Raw genomic sequence first — 14,338 nt, forward strand, 5'->3', positions numbered from 1 at the left:
GAACGCTACGCCGGGGGCGGGCGAGTGGTCGAGGCGGCGGCTCGGATCCGCAGGGGCTTGTGCGCTCCGCGGACGCCCTGCACCGCTCGGAGGCCGCGCCCGCCGGAGCGGCGGGTCAGCGGAGGACCGACACCTCGTCGACGGCGTCGACCCGGGCGGCGGCGCGGACCTCGTCCGCCCGCCCCTCGGCGGCGAGCAGGCGGCCGGACTCGGACGCGGTGAGCAGATGCGCGCACGCCCGGCGCAGGCCCTCGTAGGACGCGCAGGCCACCGCGGCCTCGGGCGAGACGTGGTCGATGCCCAGCCCGATGAGCGCGTCGACGACGGCGCCGGCCGCCAGCTGGTCCTCCATCGCGAACCGCGCCGCTCCGCTGTCGTCGACGTCGCCGAGTGCGATCACGTTGACGCTGGTGCGCCCGCCGTTCTCGTGCTGGCGCTCCAGGATCCAGCGGGCGACGGCCGAGCGGTCGGCCAGGCCCGCGCGGACGACGCGGCCCTCCACTCCCCCGAGGTCGGGGCTCTCGCCTCCGGGCAGAGCGTCGACGAGCACCGTGACGTGGGCGGGGGCGAGCACGCGGAGGGCGCGGGCCCCCCACTCGAAGCGGATCTGGTAGGTCGACTGATCGACGGAGGCGGCGGGAGCGGTCACCCTGACACGGTAGCGAGCCCCGGAGGCGCATACACGTCCGGGGCTCCGCGCGCACCCGGTTCCCGCGCAGGGGCGGGCGGAGGAGGATGTCCCTCGTGAAGGTGATGCTCAAGCACGTGCTCGACACCGACGCCGACTCCGCCTGGCGCGCCCTGCAGAGTCCGGCCGTGTTCCGGGAGGTGATGTCCCCGCTCCTGACCGCCGCGTCGCTGGACGAGGGCGGCTTCCGCCCGACCTGGGGGCTCGGCTCCCACGAGGTCGCGATGGACGCCCTCGGGATCGTGCCGATGGGCGCACAGGAGATCGACCTCTCCTACCGCCGCGTCCCCTCGATGCCCGACGTGCGGATCCTGCGCGACAGCGGCGGGCCCCTCACGGGCTCCCTCCGCCTCATCACCGCGTGGGACCACCGCATGGCCGTGGCCCCGCTCCCTGACGGGCGCACGCTCTTCCGCGACCGCCTCGAGTTCTCGGCGGGTCTCGCCTCGGCCGCGCTCTGGCCTTCGATGTGGGCGTTCTGGCAGTGGCGCGGCATCCGCATCCGCTCCCTCGCCCCGTCCTGGCGCCACGATCTCGGTGCCGACACCCGCCCGCGCGGGGAGTCCGCCGCATGAGCCCCGACGGCGTCGCCGAGGAGGAGACCGAGCTGTCGCGCTCGGAGCTCCTGCGCCTCCAGTGGCCCTCCGCCGACGAGGAGGAGCAGGACGACGACGACGTCTCGCCCCGCCGCCGCCTCACGACGGCGGTCGAGGTGTCGGACTGGCGCCGCCACGTCCAGGCCCTCTACGCGGAGGTGCGCCGGCTCTCGAACGTGGACCTGCTCGCCGCGCACGCGTCCTGGATCCGCGGGCGCAACGCGCTCTTCGCGCAGCACCCCTCCACCCCCCTCCTCCCGGCCGACCGCGCGCACTTCCGCTCGCTGCCGATCGCGCCCTACGACGCGGCCTGGCGCTTCGAGCTCGAGGTGGCCCCGGCCGAGGAGGCGCGGCGGATGGACGTGGAGACCGGCACTGACGGCACCGTCCCCTTCGAGCTGATCGGCACGGTCGAGGTGCCGGACACCGGCAGCCTCGACGTCTGGCGCCTGGCGTCCTACGGCGGAGGCCTGTTCCTGCCGGTCAAGGACGCCCTCGCGGGGACACCCGGCGGCACCTACGGCGGCGGCCGCTACCTCCTGGACACCGTGAAGGGCGCCGACCTCGGCCCGGGCTCCGCCCCGGGGACGCTGGTGCTCGACTTCAACTTCGCCTACAACCCCTCCTGCGCCTACGACCCGGCCTGGGCCTGCCCGCTCGCCCAGGCGGGCAACCGGCTGCCGGTCGAGGTGCCGGTCGGCGAGCGCTACCGGGGCTGACACCGACCCTGGACGTTCTCGGAGGGGCGGCCGATAGCCTCCGGGCGGCGCCGTCGTGAGCCGGAAAGCAGGAAAGCCGCATGCCCCGTCCCGTCCTCCTCGTCACCGGAACCTCCACCGGCATCGGCCGCGCTACAGCGATCGAGGCCGCGCGCGCGGGCTGGCGGGTGGTCGCCACCGTGCGGGATCCGGAGCGGGCGGAGGGCCTGCGCGCCGCCGCCGCCGAGGCACGCGTCGAGCTCGACCTGCGGGCGCTCGACGTGACCGACGCGGACTCCGTCGCCGGCTGCCTCCGCGCCGTGGAGGAGGAGCTCGGCGGTCTCGACGCCCTCGTGAACAACGCCGGAGCCGGCCATCTCGGCACCCTCGAGCTGGAGAATCCGGAGGAGCTGCGCCGCGTGATGGAGGTCAACTTCTTCGGCACCGTCGCGGTCACCCGCGCCGCGATGCCGATGCTGCGCTCGTCCCGCGGTCGCATCGTCACCGTCTCGAGCGTCGGCGGCGCGATCGGGCAGCCGTTCAACGAGGACTACTGCGCGGCGAAGTTCGCGGTCGAGGGGTTCTTCGAGGCGCTCGCCCCGGTCGCCGCCTCCGTCGGCGTCCACGTGTCGCTGATCGAGCCGGGAGCGGTCCGCAGCAGCTTCGTCGAGAACGTCGGCATCGACGCGGCGGCGATGCTCGCGCAGGCCGGCCCCTACTCGCCGGCGCTCGGCGCCTACCTCGACCGCGCCGCGTCGTCCTTCTCCTCGACCCACGCGCAGGACCCGTCCGACGTCGCCGCCGTCATCCTGAAGACCCTGCGCGACCCGGAGCCGGCCTTCCGCGTGCAGACCTCGGACTGGGTGGGCGACTTCGTCGGGACCAAGCTGAGCGACCGCGACGGCTCCCGCGTGCAGGCCGCGATGCGCGGATGGATCGGCATCCACTAGAGTGGGATGGTGCGAGCGCAGCGACTGCGCTCCCCCGCGTCGTAGAACGCCCCTTGTCCCCTAGGACTCTGACCGTCGAGGATCCGTCCCGACCATCTGGCGCACGTGCATGAGGCCCCCGGCCGCGCGCACCGAATCGTACGGCGAACGGATGTGACCACCGTCACCTTCGCCCGAACGCCGATCACCCGCGCCCCGGCCACCGCCCGCGCGTCCTCGATCGGCATGATGCCCCCGAAAGGCACCACTCCATGTCGAACACCCCCCTCTCCTTCAGCGCCCTCGGCGTGCCGGCCCCCCTCGTGGCCGCGCTCACCGCGAGCGGCATCACCGAGCCCTTCCCGATCCAGGTCGACACGCTGCCCGACACCCTCGGCGGACGCGACGTCCTCGGCCGCGGCAAGACCGGCTCCGGCAAGACCCTCGCCTTCTCCATCCCGATGATCGCCCGACTCGGCGGCTCGCTCGCCGGCGGACGCCGCCGCCCCGGCCGCCCGCTCGGACTCGTCCTCGCGCCGACCCGCGAGCTCGCCACGCAGATCACCGCCGCGATGCAGCCCCTCGCCGACGCGTACGGCATCGTCACCACCACGATCTTCGGAGGCGTCTCGCAGCAGCGCCAGGTCGCCGCGCTCAAGCAGGGCGTCGACATCGTCGTGGCCTGCCCGGGCCGCCTCGAGGACCTGATGAAGCAGGGCTTCGTGAACCTCGACGCCGTCGAGATCACCGTCCTCGACGAGGCCGACCACATGGCCGACCTCGGCTTCCTGCCGGTCGTCACGCGCATCCTCGACAAGACCCCCCGCGGCGGGCAGCGCCTGCTGTTCTCCGCGACGCTCGACAACGGCGTGGACAAGCTGGTCAAGAAGTACCTCCAGAACGAGGTGCTCCACTCGGTCGACGAGGCCAACTCGCCGGTCGCGCTGATGACCCACCACGTGTTCGAGGTCGACGGCCTCGACGCCAAGAACGCTCTCGTGAAGACGCTCGCGTCCGGCACCGGCCGCCGCATCCTCTTCATGCGCACCAAGCACCACGCGAAGAAGCTCGCCAAGCAGCTCACCGGCCAGGGCATCCCCGCGGTCGACCTGCACGGCAACCTCTCGCAGGTCGCCCGCGACCGGAACCTCGCCGCGTTCGGCGCCGGCACCGTCAAGGTCCTCGTCGCCACCGACGTCGCCGCCCGCGGTGTGCACGTCGACGACGTCGAGCTCGTCATCCACGTCGACCCGCCGATGGAGCACAAGGCGTACCTGCACCGCTCGGGCCGCACCGCCCGCGCCGGCAGCGAGGGAGACGTCGTCACCGTCGTCCTGCCCACGCAGCGCAGCGACGTGAAGACCCTCCTCCGCAAGGCCGCGATCCAGGTCGCGCCCCAGCAGGTGACGGCTGACTCGGCCGCCGTCGCGAAGCTCGTCGGCGACGTCGCTCCGTACGTCACCCCCAGCGCCGTCGTCGAGCCCGTCCGCGGCCAGTCGCAGGGCGGACGCTCGCAGGGCGCCAACGCGCAGCGCAAGCGCGCGGCCCGCACCGAGGGCACCGCCGCACCCCGCGGCGGACGCTCGACGGGTGCCGCGACCGGCGGAGGCGACCGCCCCCGCCGCGACCGCACCGCCGCCGAGGGACCCGCCCGCGGCGGCGCCCGCGGAGGCCGCAGCCGCTCGGCCGCCGGTGCCCCCTCGACCTCGGGCGGATCGCGCTCGTTCTACAGCACCGCGACCGGCGGAGCGGCCTCGGCCGCTCCCGCCCGCGAGTCCGCCGGCGGAGGCGCCCGCCGCGGCGGCCGCCGCGCGCAGGGCTGACCGTTTTGTGCGCCGCGTAGCGGCGCACCGCGGTCGGCTTCAAGCACGGTCGCGACGCGCAGAGCGTGTCGCGACCGGCTAGGCCGATCCGCTCGCACGCGGATCGACCGTTCGCCTCGCGGGGAGCGGCTGGTCCGGGGGCTGAGCGTTCGGTGATCGCACGTCAACGCTCGTCCTGATCAGGACGCCGACATCACGAAGGGCCGGGGCCCGCGACTACTGGTCGCGGGCCCCGGCCCTTCGTCGTTCACGCTTCACCTCTTCGAGCGGAGTCCCGCGCAGGGAGCTCCGGAAGTCCTCACCGCGTCCTGATCAGGCGATCCCCTGCTGCGCCGTCGTCGGGCAGGGGCGCCGCCTCTCCTCGCCCGGTCACAGAGGTCCCGTGGATGCCGGATCCACGAGCCGAACGGCCGAGTCGCGTGCCGGCGAATCGGTCCAGGCGGACGCACGATGCTCCAGCCGGCCTGCTGTCCCTGCGAGCCGACCGCGGCGCGCCGCTATCGGCGCAGGAAGCACCGCGGCCGATCCGCGCCGCTAGGACAGGCGGCCGACGGAAGCGAGCGCGGCGCGGATCAGCGCGCCCCGCCCGCCCTCCATCTCGGCGGAGATCGCGTCGGAGCAGGCCTCGTCGGGGGTCATCCAGGTGAGCTCGAGGGCGTCCTGGCGGGGGTCGCAGGTGCCGGTGACGGGGACGACGTAGGCGAGGGAGACCGCGTGCTGGCGGTCGTCGGTGAACGGTCCCATGCCGGGCATCGGGAAGTACTCGGCGACGTGGAAGGGGAGCGGGCTCGCCGGGAGGAGGGGGAAGGCCATGGGACCGAGATCCTTCTCGAGGTGGCGGAACAGCGCGTCGCGCAGCGTCTCGCCGTACATCACGCGGCCCGAGACGATCGTGCGGGTGATCTGGCCGGAGGGGGTCGCGCGCAGGAGCACACCGACCTCGGTGACCTGCCCGAGCCCGTCGACCCGGACGGGCACGGCCTCCACGTACAGCAGCGGGAGCCGCCGGCGGATCTCGGCGAGTTCGTCGTCGGACAGCCACCCGGAGTTCGGGTCAGGGGTGCGCACGCTCATGCAGCCATTCTCACCCTTCGCGGCTGGTGTTCCGACCGGCGGCGGCGATCCCGCACTCAGGGGGATGATGGTGCGATGGGAATCGACGCGAACGCGGTGCTGTGGTCCTCCTCCGAGCGCGACCGCGTCGGCAGGCCCCTCCTGGTGCTGCTGCACGGCTACGGCTCGCACGAGGGGGACCTGTTCTCGCTCGGCGCCTACCTGCCGCTGGAGCCGGTCCTCGCGTCCCTCCGGGCGCCTCTCGCCCTGGGCGGCGGGGCGAACGCGTGGTGGCCCCTCCGGGTGCCGCTGGTGCCTGATGAGCCGCGGGCCGATCCCGAGGCCGTCGAGGCGGCGGCGGCGGGGGTGATCGAGTGGCTCGACGCTCTGGGGCACCCGGGTCCGGTGGGGCTGCTGGGCTTCTCCCAGGGCGCCGCGCTGGCGGTGCAGCTGCTTCGGCGCGCGCCGGGCCGCTTCGCCTTCGCGGTCGCTCTGTCCGGGTTCGTGGTCCCGCTCGCCGAGGGCGACGACGCGGACGAGCGGCTCGCCCGCGAGCGTCCTCCGGTGTTCTGGGGCCGCGGGACGCTCGACACGGTGATCCCGGAGGAGCTCGTGCGGGACGCGGCGGCCTGGTTCCCGGAGCACACGGCGCTCGACGCCCGGGTCTACGAGGGCGTCGCCCACGGAGTCGGGCAGGCCGAGCTCGCCGACATCGGCACGTTCGTGCGTCTCGGCTTCGCCTGACGGGCGGGCTCCCCCGCGTCAAGGGCTCGCCCCCGGGCCGCGGCCCCGGCAATGTCAGAGGTGGCAGGGAGGATGGGTGCATGCCGGACGTCCTCGAGCGCTTCTCCCCCGCCACGCGCGCGTGGTTCGAGGGCGCGTTCCCGGCGCCGACCGCCGCCCAGGAGGGCGCCTGGTCGGCCATCTCGAGCGGAGCGCACGCCCTCGTGGTCGCTCCCACCGGCTCCGGCAAGACGCTCTCGGCCTTCCTCTGGGCGATCGACCGGCTCGTGCAGGGCCCGCCGCCGGAGGATCCGCAGCACCGCACGCGCGTGCTCTACGTCTCGCCGCTGAAGGCTCTCGGCGTCGACGTCGAGCGCAACCTCCGCTCGCCGCTCGTCGGCGTCACCCAGACGGCGCTGCGGCTGAGCGCCGAGGGCATCGGTACCGCGCCGGCCACGGTCACCGTCGGGGTGCGGTCGGGAGACACGCCCGCCGCCGAGCGGCGCGTGCTGCAGAAGACGCCGCCGGACATCCTGATCACGACCCCCGAGTCGCTCTACCTCATGCTCACCTCGGCGGCGCGCGAGTCGCTCCGCGGCGTCGAGACGGTCATCGTCGACGAGGTCCACGCGGTCGCGTCGACCAAGCGCGGGGCGCACCTCGCCGTCTCCCTCGAGCGGCTCGACGCCCTGCTCCCGAAGCCGGTGCAGCGCATCGGCCTCTCGGCGACGGTGCGCCCGCGCGAGGAGGTGGCCCGGTTCCTCGCCGGCCGCTCCCCGGTCGCGATCGTGGCTCCGGCGTCCGAGAAGCAGTGGGACCTCAGCGTCGTCGTCCCGGTCGAGGACATGTCCGAGCTGGGGACGGCGGCTCCGCAGGACGGATCGACGATGGGGGCCACCGGTCCGCAGAGCGGGTCGATCTGGCCGCACGTCGAGGAGTCGATCGTCGACCGGGTCCTCGCGCACACCTCCTCCATCGTCTTCGCGAACTCCCGCCGTCTCGCCGAGCGGTTGACCGCCCGGCTCAACGAGATCTACGCCGAGCGCCGCGAGCTCGCCGCGGAGCGGGCGCGCGAGGCGGGCGAGCCCGTCGCAGTCGGGGCCCTGCTCGCCGAAGCGGCCTCCTCCTCCGTCCGCCGCTCCCCGGCCGAGGCGATGGGAGCGGCCGGGGGCACGAGCGGAAGCGGGCAGTCCGCGCCCGACGAGGAGCCACTGCTCGCCCGCGCTCACCACGGCTCGGTGAGCAAGGAGCAGCGCGCGATCATCGAGGACGACCTGAAATCCGGCCGCCTGCGCTGCGTGGTCGCGACCTCGAGCCTCGAGCTCGGGATAGACATGGGCGCGGTCGACCTCGTCGTCCAGGTCGAGACGCCGCCCTCGGTCGCGAGCGCCCTGCAGCGCGTGGGCCGAGCCGGCCACCAGGTCGGCGAGGTCTCGCGCGGGTCCTTCTACCCCAAGCACCGGGCCGACCTGCTCCACTCCGCCGTGACGACGGAGCGGATGCGCTCCGGCCTGATCGAGGCGATCGCCGTCCCCGCGAACCCGCTCGACATCCTCGCGCAGCAGACCGTCGCCGCGACCGCCCTCGAGAGCCTCGACGTGGACGACTGGTTCGACACCGTCCGCCGCAGCGCCCCCTTCGTGTCCCTGCCCCGCTCCGCCTACGAGGCGACCCTCGACCTCCTCTCGGGCCGCTACCCCTCCGACCAGTTCGCGGAGCTGCGGCCGCGCCTCGTCTGGGACCGCGACGCGAACACGCTCACCGGCCGGCCCGGCGCCCAGCGCCTCGCCGTCACCAGCGGCGGCACCATCCCCGACCGCGGGCTCTTCGGCGTGTTCATGGTCGGCGAGCCGGGCTCGACCGGCAACCGCGTCGGCGAGCTCGACGAGGAGATGGTCTACGAGTCCCGCGTCGGCGACGTCTTCGCGCTCGGAGCCACCAGCTGGCGCATCCAGGAGATCACCTACGACCGCGTGATCGTGACGCCGGCGTTCGGCGAGCCCGGGCGCCTCCCGTTCTGGAAGGGCGACTCGCAGGGGCGCCCCGCCGAGCTCGGCGAGGCGATCGGGGCGTTCACCCGCGAGGTGGGCGCCGCCGCCCCCGAGACGGCCCGCGAGCGCTGCACGGCGGCCGGGCTCGACGAGTACGCGACCAGCAACCTCCTCTCCTTCCTCGACGAGCAGCGCCTGGCCACCGGGCAGATCCCGGACGACCGCACCCTCGTGCTCGAGCGCTTCCGCGACGAGCTGGGCGACTGGCGGCTGGTGCTGCACTCCCCGTACGGGATGCAGGTGCACTCGCCGTGGGCGCTCGCCATCGGCGCTCGCGTCCGCGAGCGGCACGGGGTCGACGGAGCGGCGATGGCCGGGGACGACGGCATCGTCGTGCGGATCCCCGACACGGAGTCGGAGCCGCCGGGCTCCGAGCTGTTCCTGTTCGAGCGCGAGGAGCTGGAGCAGCTGGTCACGAGCGAGGTCGGCGGCTCCGCCCTCTTCGCCGCCCGGTTCCGCGAGTGCGCGGCGCGGGCGCTCCTGCTCCCGAGGTACAACCCGGGCAAGCGCTCCCCGCTCTGGCAGCAGCGGCAGCGGGCGGCGCAGCTGCTCGACGTCGCCCGCACCTACCCGACCTTCCCGATCATTCTCGAGACCGTCCGCGAGTGCCTCCAGGACGTCTACGACCTGCCCGCGCTGCTCCGGCTCGCCGCGCGGCTGGACGGGCGCGAGCTGCGGATCCTCGAGGTCGAGACGCCGACCGCCAGTCCGTTCGCGCGGTCCATGCTCTTCGGCTACGTCGCGGCCTTCATGTACGAGGGCGACAGCCCGCTCGCCGAGCGCCGTGCCGCGGCGCTCTCGGTCGACGCGACGCTCCTCGGCGAGCTGCTCGGCCGGGCGGAGCTGCGCGAGCTGCTCGACCCGGCCGTCCTCGCGCAGATCGAGCGCGAGCTGCAGCGCGTCGAGCCCGAGCGCCGCCTCCGCGGGCTCGAGGGCGCCGCCGACCTGCTCCGGCTGCTCGGCCCGCTGACGCTCGACGAGCTCGGGGAGCGCCTGGTCGACGAGTCGGTCGCCTCGGCGGACGTCGCGAAGGCGCCCGCGATCGAGCGCGCGGTGCTCGAGGCCGACGTGGCCGCGCTCGTGAAGGCCAAGCGCGTCCTGCCCGTGGGCCTCGGCGATGAGCAGCGGTACGCCGCGATGGAGGACGCCTCCCGGCTCCGCGACGCTCTCGGCGTGCCCCTGCCGATCGGCGTCCCCGTCGCCTTCATCGACCCGGTCCGCGATCCGCTCGGCGACCTCGTCGCCCGCTACGCGCGCACCCACGGCCCCTTCACCGCCGCCGCCGTCGCCACCCGCCTGGGCCTCGGAGTCGCGGTCGTCACCGACACCCTGCGCCGCCTCGCGGGCGAGCGCCGCGTCTCGGAGGGCGAGTTCCGCCCCACCGGCACCGGGACCGAGTGGTGCGATGCCGAGGTGCTGCGCCGCCTGCGCAGCCGCTCTCTCGCCGCGCTCCGTAAGGAGGTGGAGCCGGTGGACGCGGCCGCGTACGCCCGCTTCCTCCCCGCCTGGCAGCACGTCGGCGGCTCGCTCCGCGGTATCGACGGCGTGGCCTCCGTGATCGACCAGCTGGCCGGCGCGCCCATCCCCGCGTCCGCCTGGGAGTCGCTGATCCTGCCCGCCCGGGTGCGCGACTACTCCCCCGCGATGCTCGACGAGCTCACCGCGACCGGCGAGGTCCTCTGGGCCGGCGCGGGCACCCTGCCCGGCAACGACGGCTGGGTGAGCCTCCATCTCGCCGACACGGCAGGGCTGACCCTCCCCGTCCCCGCCGCCGAGTCCGTGACCCTGACCGAGCTCCAGCAGGAGATCGTCGGCGTGCTCGGCTCGGGCGGCGGCTACTTCTTCCGCCAGCTCTCCGACGCGGTCGGCTCCACCGACGACGCGGGCCTCGTCGAGGCCCTGTGGGAGCTGGTCTGGGCCGGGCTCGTCACGAACGACACCCTGGCGCCGCTGCGCACCCTCGTCGGCTCGACCGGCGGCGCCCACCGCCAGCCGCGCGCCCCCGCCCGCGCCCGCGCGCCCCGGGGCCGGATGACCGCCCGCCCCACGATGGCCACCCGCGTGGGGCCGCCGACCGCCGGCGGCCGCTGGTCGATCGTGCCGCTCGCGGAGTCGGACGCGACGATCCGCGGGCACGCGCTCGGCGAGACGCTGCTCGAGCGGTACGGGATCGTCACCCGCGGCTCCGTGCAGGCCGAGGGCGTCCTGGGCGGCTTCGCCCTCGCCTACAAGGTGCTGAGCGGCTTCGAGCAGCAGGGCCGCGCCCGGAGGGGCTACTTCATCGAGAAGCTGGGAGCAGCGCAGTTCGGCACAGCCGGCAGCGTCGACCGGCTCCGCACGTTCGCCCCGCAGGACGAGGCGCAGGAGCGCTCACGCCCGGTGCTCGCGCTGGCGGCGACCGACCCCGCCAATCCGTTCGGCGCCGCTCTGCCGTGGCCGCAGGGCGAGGGGCACCGCCCCGGTCGGAAGGCCGGCGCGCTGGTCGCCGTCGTCGACGGAGCGCTCGCGGTCTACCTCGAGCGCGGCGGCAAGACCGCCCTCACCTTCACCGCCGACGAGGCGGCCCTCGCCGACGCGGCCGCCTCCCTCTCGCAGCTGGTCCGCTCCCGCGGGGTCGAGAAGCTGACCGTCGAGAAGATCGACGGCGTCTTCGCGCTCGGCACGCCCTTCGGCGACGCCCTCGTCGCCGCCGGCTTCGTCGCGAATCCGCGCGGCCTGAGGATGCGCTCGTGAGCGCCGGAGGGAGCCCGCGTGCCCGAGGGTGACACCGTCTACCGATCCGCCCACAACCTCGCCGAGGCGCTGGACGGCGAGGTCCTGACCCGATGCGACGTCCGCGTGCCGAAGTACGCGACGGTCGACCTCACCGGCGAGACGATCGACGAGGTCGTCCCCCGCGGCAAGCACCTGCTGATGCGGGTCGGCGACGCGCTGATCCACTCCCACCTCAAGATGGAGGGGAGCTGGCACCTCTACGCCCGCGGCGAGGGCGAGCGGCCGAAGTGGCACCGGCCGGCGTTCCAGGCCCGGATCGTCCTCGAGACCGAGGACTGGCAGGCGGTCGGCTTCGAGCTCGGGCTCCTCGAGATCGTCCCGCGCTCGGCCGAGGAGGACGTGGTCGGCTATCTCGGCCCCGATCTGCTCGGCGCCGACTGGGACGCGCACGAGGCGCTGCGACGCCTGTCCGCCGATCCGGAGCGGCCGATCGGGCTCGCGCTGCTCGACCAGCGGATCATGGCCGGACTCGGCAACGTCTACCGCGCCGAGCTGTGCTTCCTGCGCGGCGTGCTGCCCACGCGCCCGGTCGGCGGGAGCGGCGACCTCGTGCGCACCATCGCGCTCGCGAAGCGGCTCATCACCGTGAACCGCGAGCGGATCGAGCGCACGACGACCGGCAACCTGCGCCCGGGCCAGCAGCTCTGGGTCTACGGCCGCGACCGCAAGCCGTGTCGGCGCTGCGGCACTCCGATCGAGCGCGGTGAGCTCGGCGACGACGAGCTGCAGCTGCGGGTCACCTACTGGTGCCCGCACTGCCAGAGCTGAGGGGCTACTCCTCGACCGCGGAGCGGCGCCCGGGGACGTGCTTCTCGTGGACGCCGACGTCCGTCAGGCGCTCGATGCGGTCGACGTGGCGGCCGGGCTCGCCGCCGTCCGCGACGATCCAGCTGCCGACGAGGAGGAACCCGTCGCGGCCGCCGGCCGTCAGCGGGCCCGTGATCGTGAACGACCCGAGCGCCGGAGTCGAGAACGCCACGCGCACCGTATCCCCGTGCTCGAGTCCCTCGGCCGAGCGCTCCCCGCCGACCTCGTCAGCGTCCGGAGCCAGGGCGATGCTCTGGATCTCGGTCCCCGTGCCGAGGAAGACGTCCGCGACGACGAGCTCGCCGCCGACGGCCTGCCGGACGACCCCCTCGATCCCGTAGAGGCCGTAGCGCGGGGAGCGGACGAGGACGCGCACCGAGTCGCCGATCGCGACCTCGGCGAGAGCACCCCGGATCGAGGCGACGTCCCTCCGCGCGGGAGGAGCGGACAGGGCGTCGAGGATCGGGCTGGGCATCCGATCAGGGTAGCCGCTCCGGGAGCGCACCCGCCCGGCGGATCGGCGGCGGATCCCGGGCGGCCGGGGCGCCAGGTCGCATCGGCCGCCGTCGCCGCGCGCGACCGGCGGAGCGCCGGCCGGAAGGCTCCGGCACCGCGAGACCCCGGCACTGCGGAGACACCGGCACCGCCGGGAGACGCCGGTACTGCGGCAGGCACAGGCACCGCCGGGAACGACGAAGGCCCCGCCTGAGCGGGGCCTTCGGACGATGCGGAGTCGGTGGGATTTGAACCCACGGAACCCAATAAAGGGTTCTCCACCTTAGCAGGGTGGTGCACTCGACCGGACTATGCGACGACTCCTGAGCGCCCGCTGGCGGACGCACGACGACCATCATAACCGCACGCGCGAGGGCCTCGCGACACGGGCGCCCGCCCCTCCGCGGGAAGGCGGGAAGCCGCCTACTGGTCCGACAGGGGCCGGCCGATCGTGCAGGTCTCCTGCTGCGCCGTCTGCCCGGAGACGTCGCTCGGGAGGGTGACCGGCCCGTCGGGTGCGCTCGTCGCGGGGGCGTCGGTCGCGGGGGCGTCGGTGGCCGGCGACTCCGTGGCCGCCGGAGCATTGGTCGCCCCGGGCTCCTCCCCCGTCGACTGCGAGCCGCCGCCGGTGGTGCCGCTCAGCGCGATCGGCTGGTCGGCGAGGAGCGCCGCGTTCAGCGCCGCCGCCGCGTCCTCGCTGGGGTACACGCCGTTGCCGTCGATGAAGGTCGGGTACTGCACGAAGACCACGTTCGCGAGGTCGACGTCCTTCACCGCGAGGCCGATCGACACGAGGGTGTTCACGTTCTCGAGCGAGGTGGAGAGCTGCATGTTCGAGACGGCCGCCTTCGCGAGGCCGTAGAGGTTCACCGGGTTCGAGAGCGTCGACGCGCTCTTCACCTTGCGCACCAGCGATGAGAGGTACACCTGCTGGCTCGAGATGCGGGTGAGGTCGCTGCCGTCGCCGACGCCGTGCCGGGTGCGGAGGAACGCCAGCGCCTCGGCGCCGACGAGCGTGTGCGTGCCCGCGTCGAGGTTCAGCCCCGTGTACTCGTCCTGGATCGGGGTGGCGACGCAGACGTCCACTCCGCCGACCGCGTTCGACATCTCGATGACGCCCTCGAACTGGATGAGCGCCGCGTAGGGGATCTCGAGCCCGGTCAGCTGCTCGACCGTCTGCACGGTGCACGCCAGCCCGCCGGCCTCGAGCGAGGTGTTGATCTTCGCCGAGTCCACCGCGTCCGAGACGGCGCCGGTGGCCGGGTCGGTGCAGGAGGGGATCGGGACGTAGAGGTCGCGGGGGAAGCTGACGACCTCCACGGTCGAGTGGTCGGCCGAGATGTGCATGAGCATCGTGACGTCGTTGAGGTTCTCGGCACGCTCGCCGTAGGCCCCGGCGGCCGATCCGTCGGCGCTGTCGCTGCCGGCGAGCAGGATGTTGACGCCGCCCTCGATCGCCCCGATCTCGGGCACGTCGCCTCCGCCCGAGTCGATCCCTAGGTCGACGGACGGACGCGCGCTCCCGGCGATCAGCGAGGCGGCGATCGCCACGATGCAGACCGCGCTGAGCACGCCGACGCCCACGCAGGCTGCGAGGATCCGCGCGGCGAAGCGCACGCCGCTCGGGCGGCGCAGGCGGCCGTGCCGTGCTGCTGTGGTCCGGGTGGACGCGCGTTCGCTCATCGGGTCGTACTCTCTCT

General features: G+C 74.2%; 11 protein-coding genes and 1 tRNA gene. 7 read left to right on the top strand and 5 right to left on the bottom strand.

Annotated features, from left to right (window positions below; genetic code table 11):
* Window positions 1-115 precede the first annotated feature (115 nt).
* The gene (locus C5C57_RS12005) at window positions 116-649 is read right to left on the bottom strand and encodes a 2-phosphosulfolactate phosphatase (protein WP_104226768.1); all 534 of its coding nucleotides are present in this window, start codon (window positions 647-649) and stop codon (window positions 116-118) included.
* Between the two features lie 86 nt (window positions 650-735).
* On the opposite strand from C5C57_RS12005, the gene C5C57_RS12010 reads away from it, so the two are divergent.
* From C5C57_RS12010 to C5C57_RS12025, 4 genes are all read left to right on the top strand, one after another.
* Window positions 736-1,263, top strand: a complete 528-nt coding sequence (locus C5C57_RS12010) for a hypothetical protein (protein WP_244248113.1) — start codon at window positions 736-738, stop codon at window positions 1,261-1,263.
* The gene (locus tag C5C57_RS12015; RefSeq protein WP_104247587.1) at window positions 1,260-2,003 is read left to right on the top strand and encodes a DUF1684 domain-containing protein; all 744 of its coding nucleotides are present in this window, start codon (window positions 1,260-1,262) and stop codon (window positions 2,001-2,003) included. Before C5C57_RS12010 ends, C5C57_RS12015 begins: the two co-directional genes overlap by 4 nt.
* Before the next feature lie 80 nt (window positions 2,004-2,083).
* Window positions 2,084-2,932 carry an SDR family oxidoreductase gene (locus C5C57_RS12020; protein WP_104247586.1) on the top strand — a complete coding sequence of 283 codons (849 nt, stop codon included), beginning with the start codon at window positions 2,084-2,086 and terminating at the stop codon, window positions 2,930-2,932.
* Window positions 2,933-3,183: 251 nt separating this feature from the next.
* On the top strand, window positions 3,184-4,734 hold the full coding sequence (locus C5C57_RS12025) for a DEAD/DEAH box helicase (RefSeq protein WP_104225114.1): 1,551 nt from the start codon (window positions 3,184-3,186) through the stop codon (window positions 4,732-4,734).
* A 534-nt stretch (window positions 4,735-5,268) separates the two neighbouring features.
* On the opposite strand, the gene C5C57_RS12030 is transcribed toward C5C57_RS12025, so the two are convergent.
* Window positions 5,269-5,808 (bottom strand): NUDIX hydrolase family protein, encoded by a 540-nt coding sequence (locus C5C57_RS12030; protein WP_104225113.1) that lies wholly within the window; start codon window positions 5,806-5,808, stop codon window positions 5,269-5,271.
* Window positions 5,809-5,883: 75 nt separating this feature from the next.
* On the opposite strand from C5C57_RS12030, the gene C5C57_RS12035 reads away from it, so the two are divergent.
* The 3 genes from C5C57_RS12035 to C5C57_RS12045 all read left to right on the top strand — a co-directional run bounded on the left by C5C57_RS12035 (window position 5,884) and on the right by C5C57_RS12045 (window position 12,104).
* A complete protein-coding gene (locus C5C57_RS12035) occupies window positions 5,884-6,531 on the top strand; it encodes an alpha/beta hydrolase (protein ID WP_104226771.1) in 648 nt (215 codons plus the stop codon).
* A gap of 80 nt (window positions 6,532-6,611) precedes the next feature.
* On the top strand, window positions 6,612-11,294 hold the full coding sequence (locus C5C57_RS12040; RefSeq protein WP_104297654.1) for an ATP-dependent helicase: 4,683 nt from the start codon (window positions 6,612-6,614) through the stop codon (window positions 11,292-11,294).
* Window positions 11,295-11,312: 18 nt separating this feature from the next.
* Entirely contained in the window at window positions 11,313-12,104 is a 792-nt protein-coding gene (locus C5C57_RS12045; RefSeq protein ID WP_104247584.1) for a DNA-formamidopyrimidine glycosylase family protein, read from the top strand.
* A 4-nt stretch (window positions 12,105-12,108) separates the two neighbouring features.
* Here the strand turns inward: C5C57_RS12045 and C5C57_RS12050 are convergent, their stop codons facing one another.
* From C5C57_RS12050 to C5C57_RS12060, 3 genes are all read right to left on the bottom strand, one after another.
* The gene (locus C5C57_RS12050) at window positions 12,109-12,618 is read right to left on the bottom strand and encodes a hypothetical protein (RefSeq protein ID WP_104226774.1); all 510 of its coding nucleotides are present in this window, start codon (window positions 12,616-12,618) and stop codon (window positions 12,109-12,111) included.
* Window positions 12,619-12,871: 253 nt separating this feature from the next.
* Window positions 12,872-12,962, bottom strand: a tRNA-Ser gene (locus C5C57_RS12055).
* Between the two features lie 99 nt (window positions 12,963-13,061).
* The gene (locus C5C57_RS12060; RefSeq protein ID WP_104226775.1) at window positions 13,062-14,321 is read right to left on the bottom strand and encodes an LCP family protein; all 1,260 of its coding nucleotides are present in this window, start codon (window positions 14,319-14,321) and stop codon (window positions 13,062-13,064) included.
* Window positions 14,322-14,338 lie beyond the last annotated feature (17 nt).

Source organism: Rathayibacter sp. AY1C5 (assembly GCF_002931705.1).
Lineage (GTDB): Bacteria > Actinomycetota > Actinomycetes > Actinomycetales > Microbacteriaceae > Rathayibacter.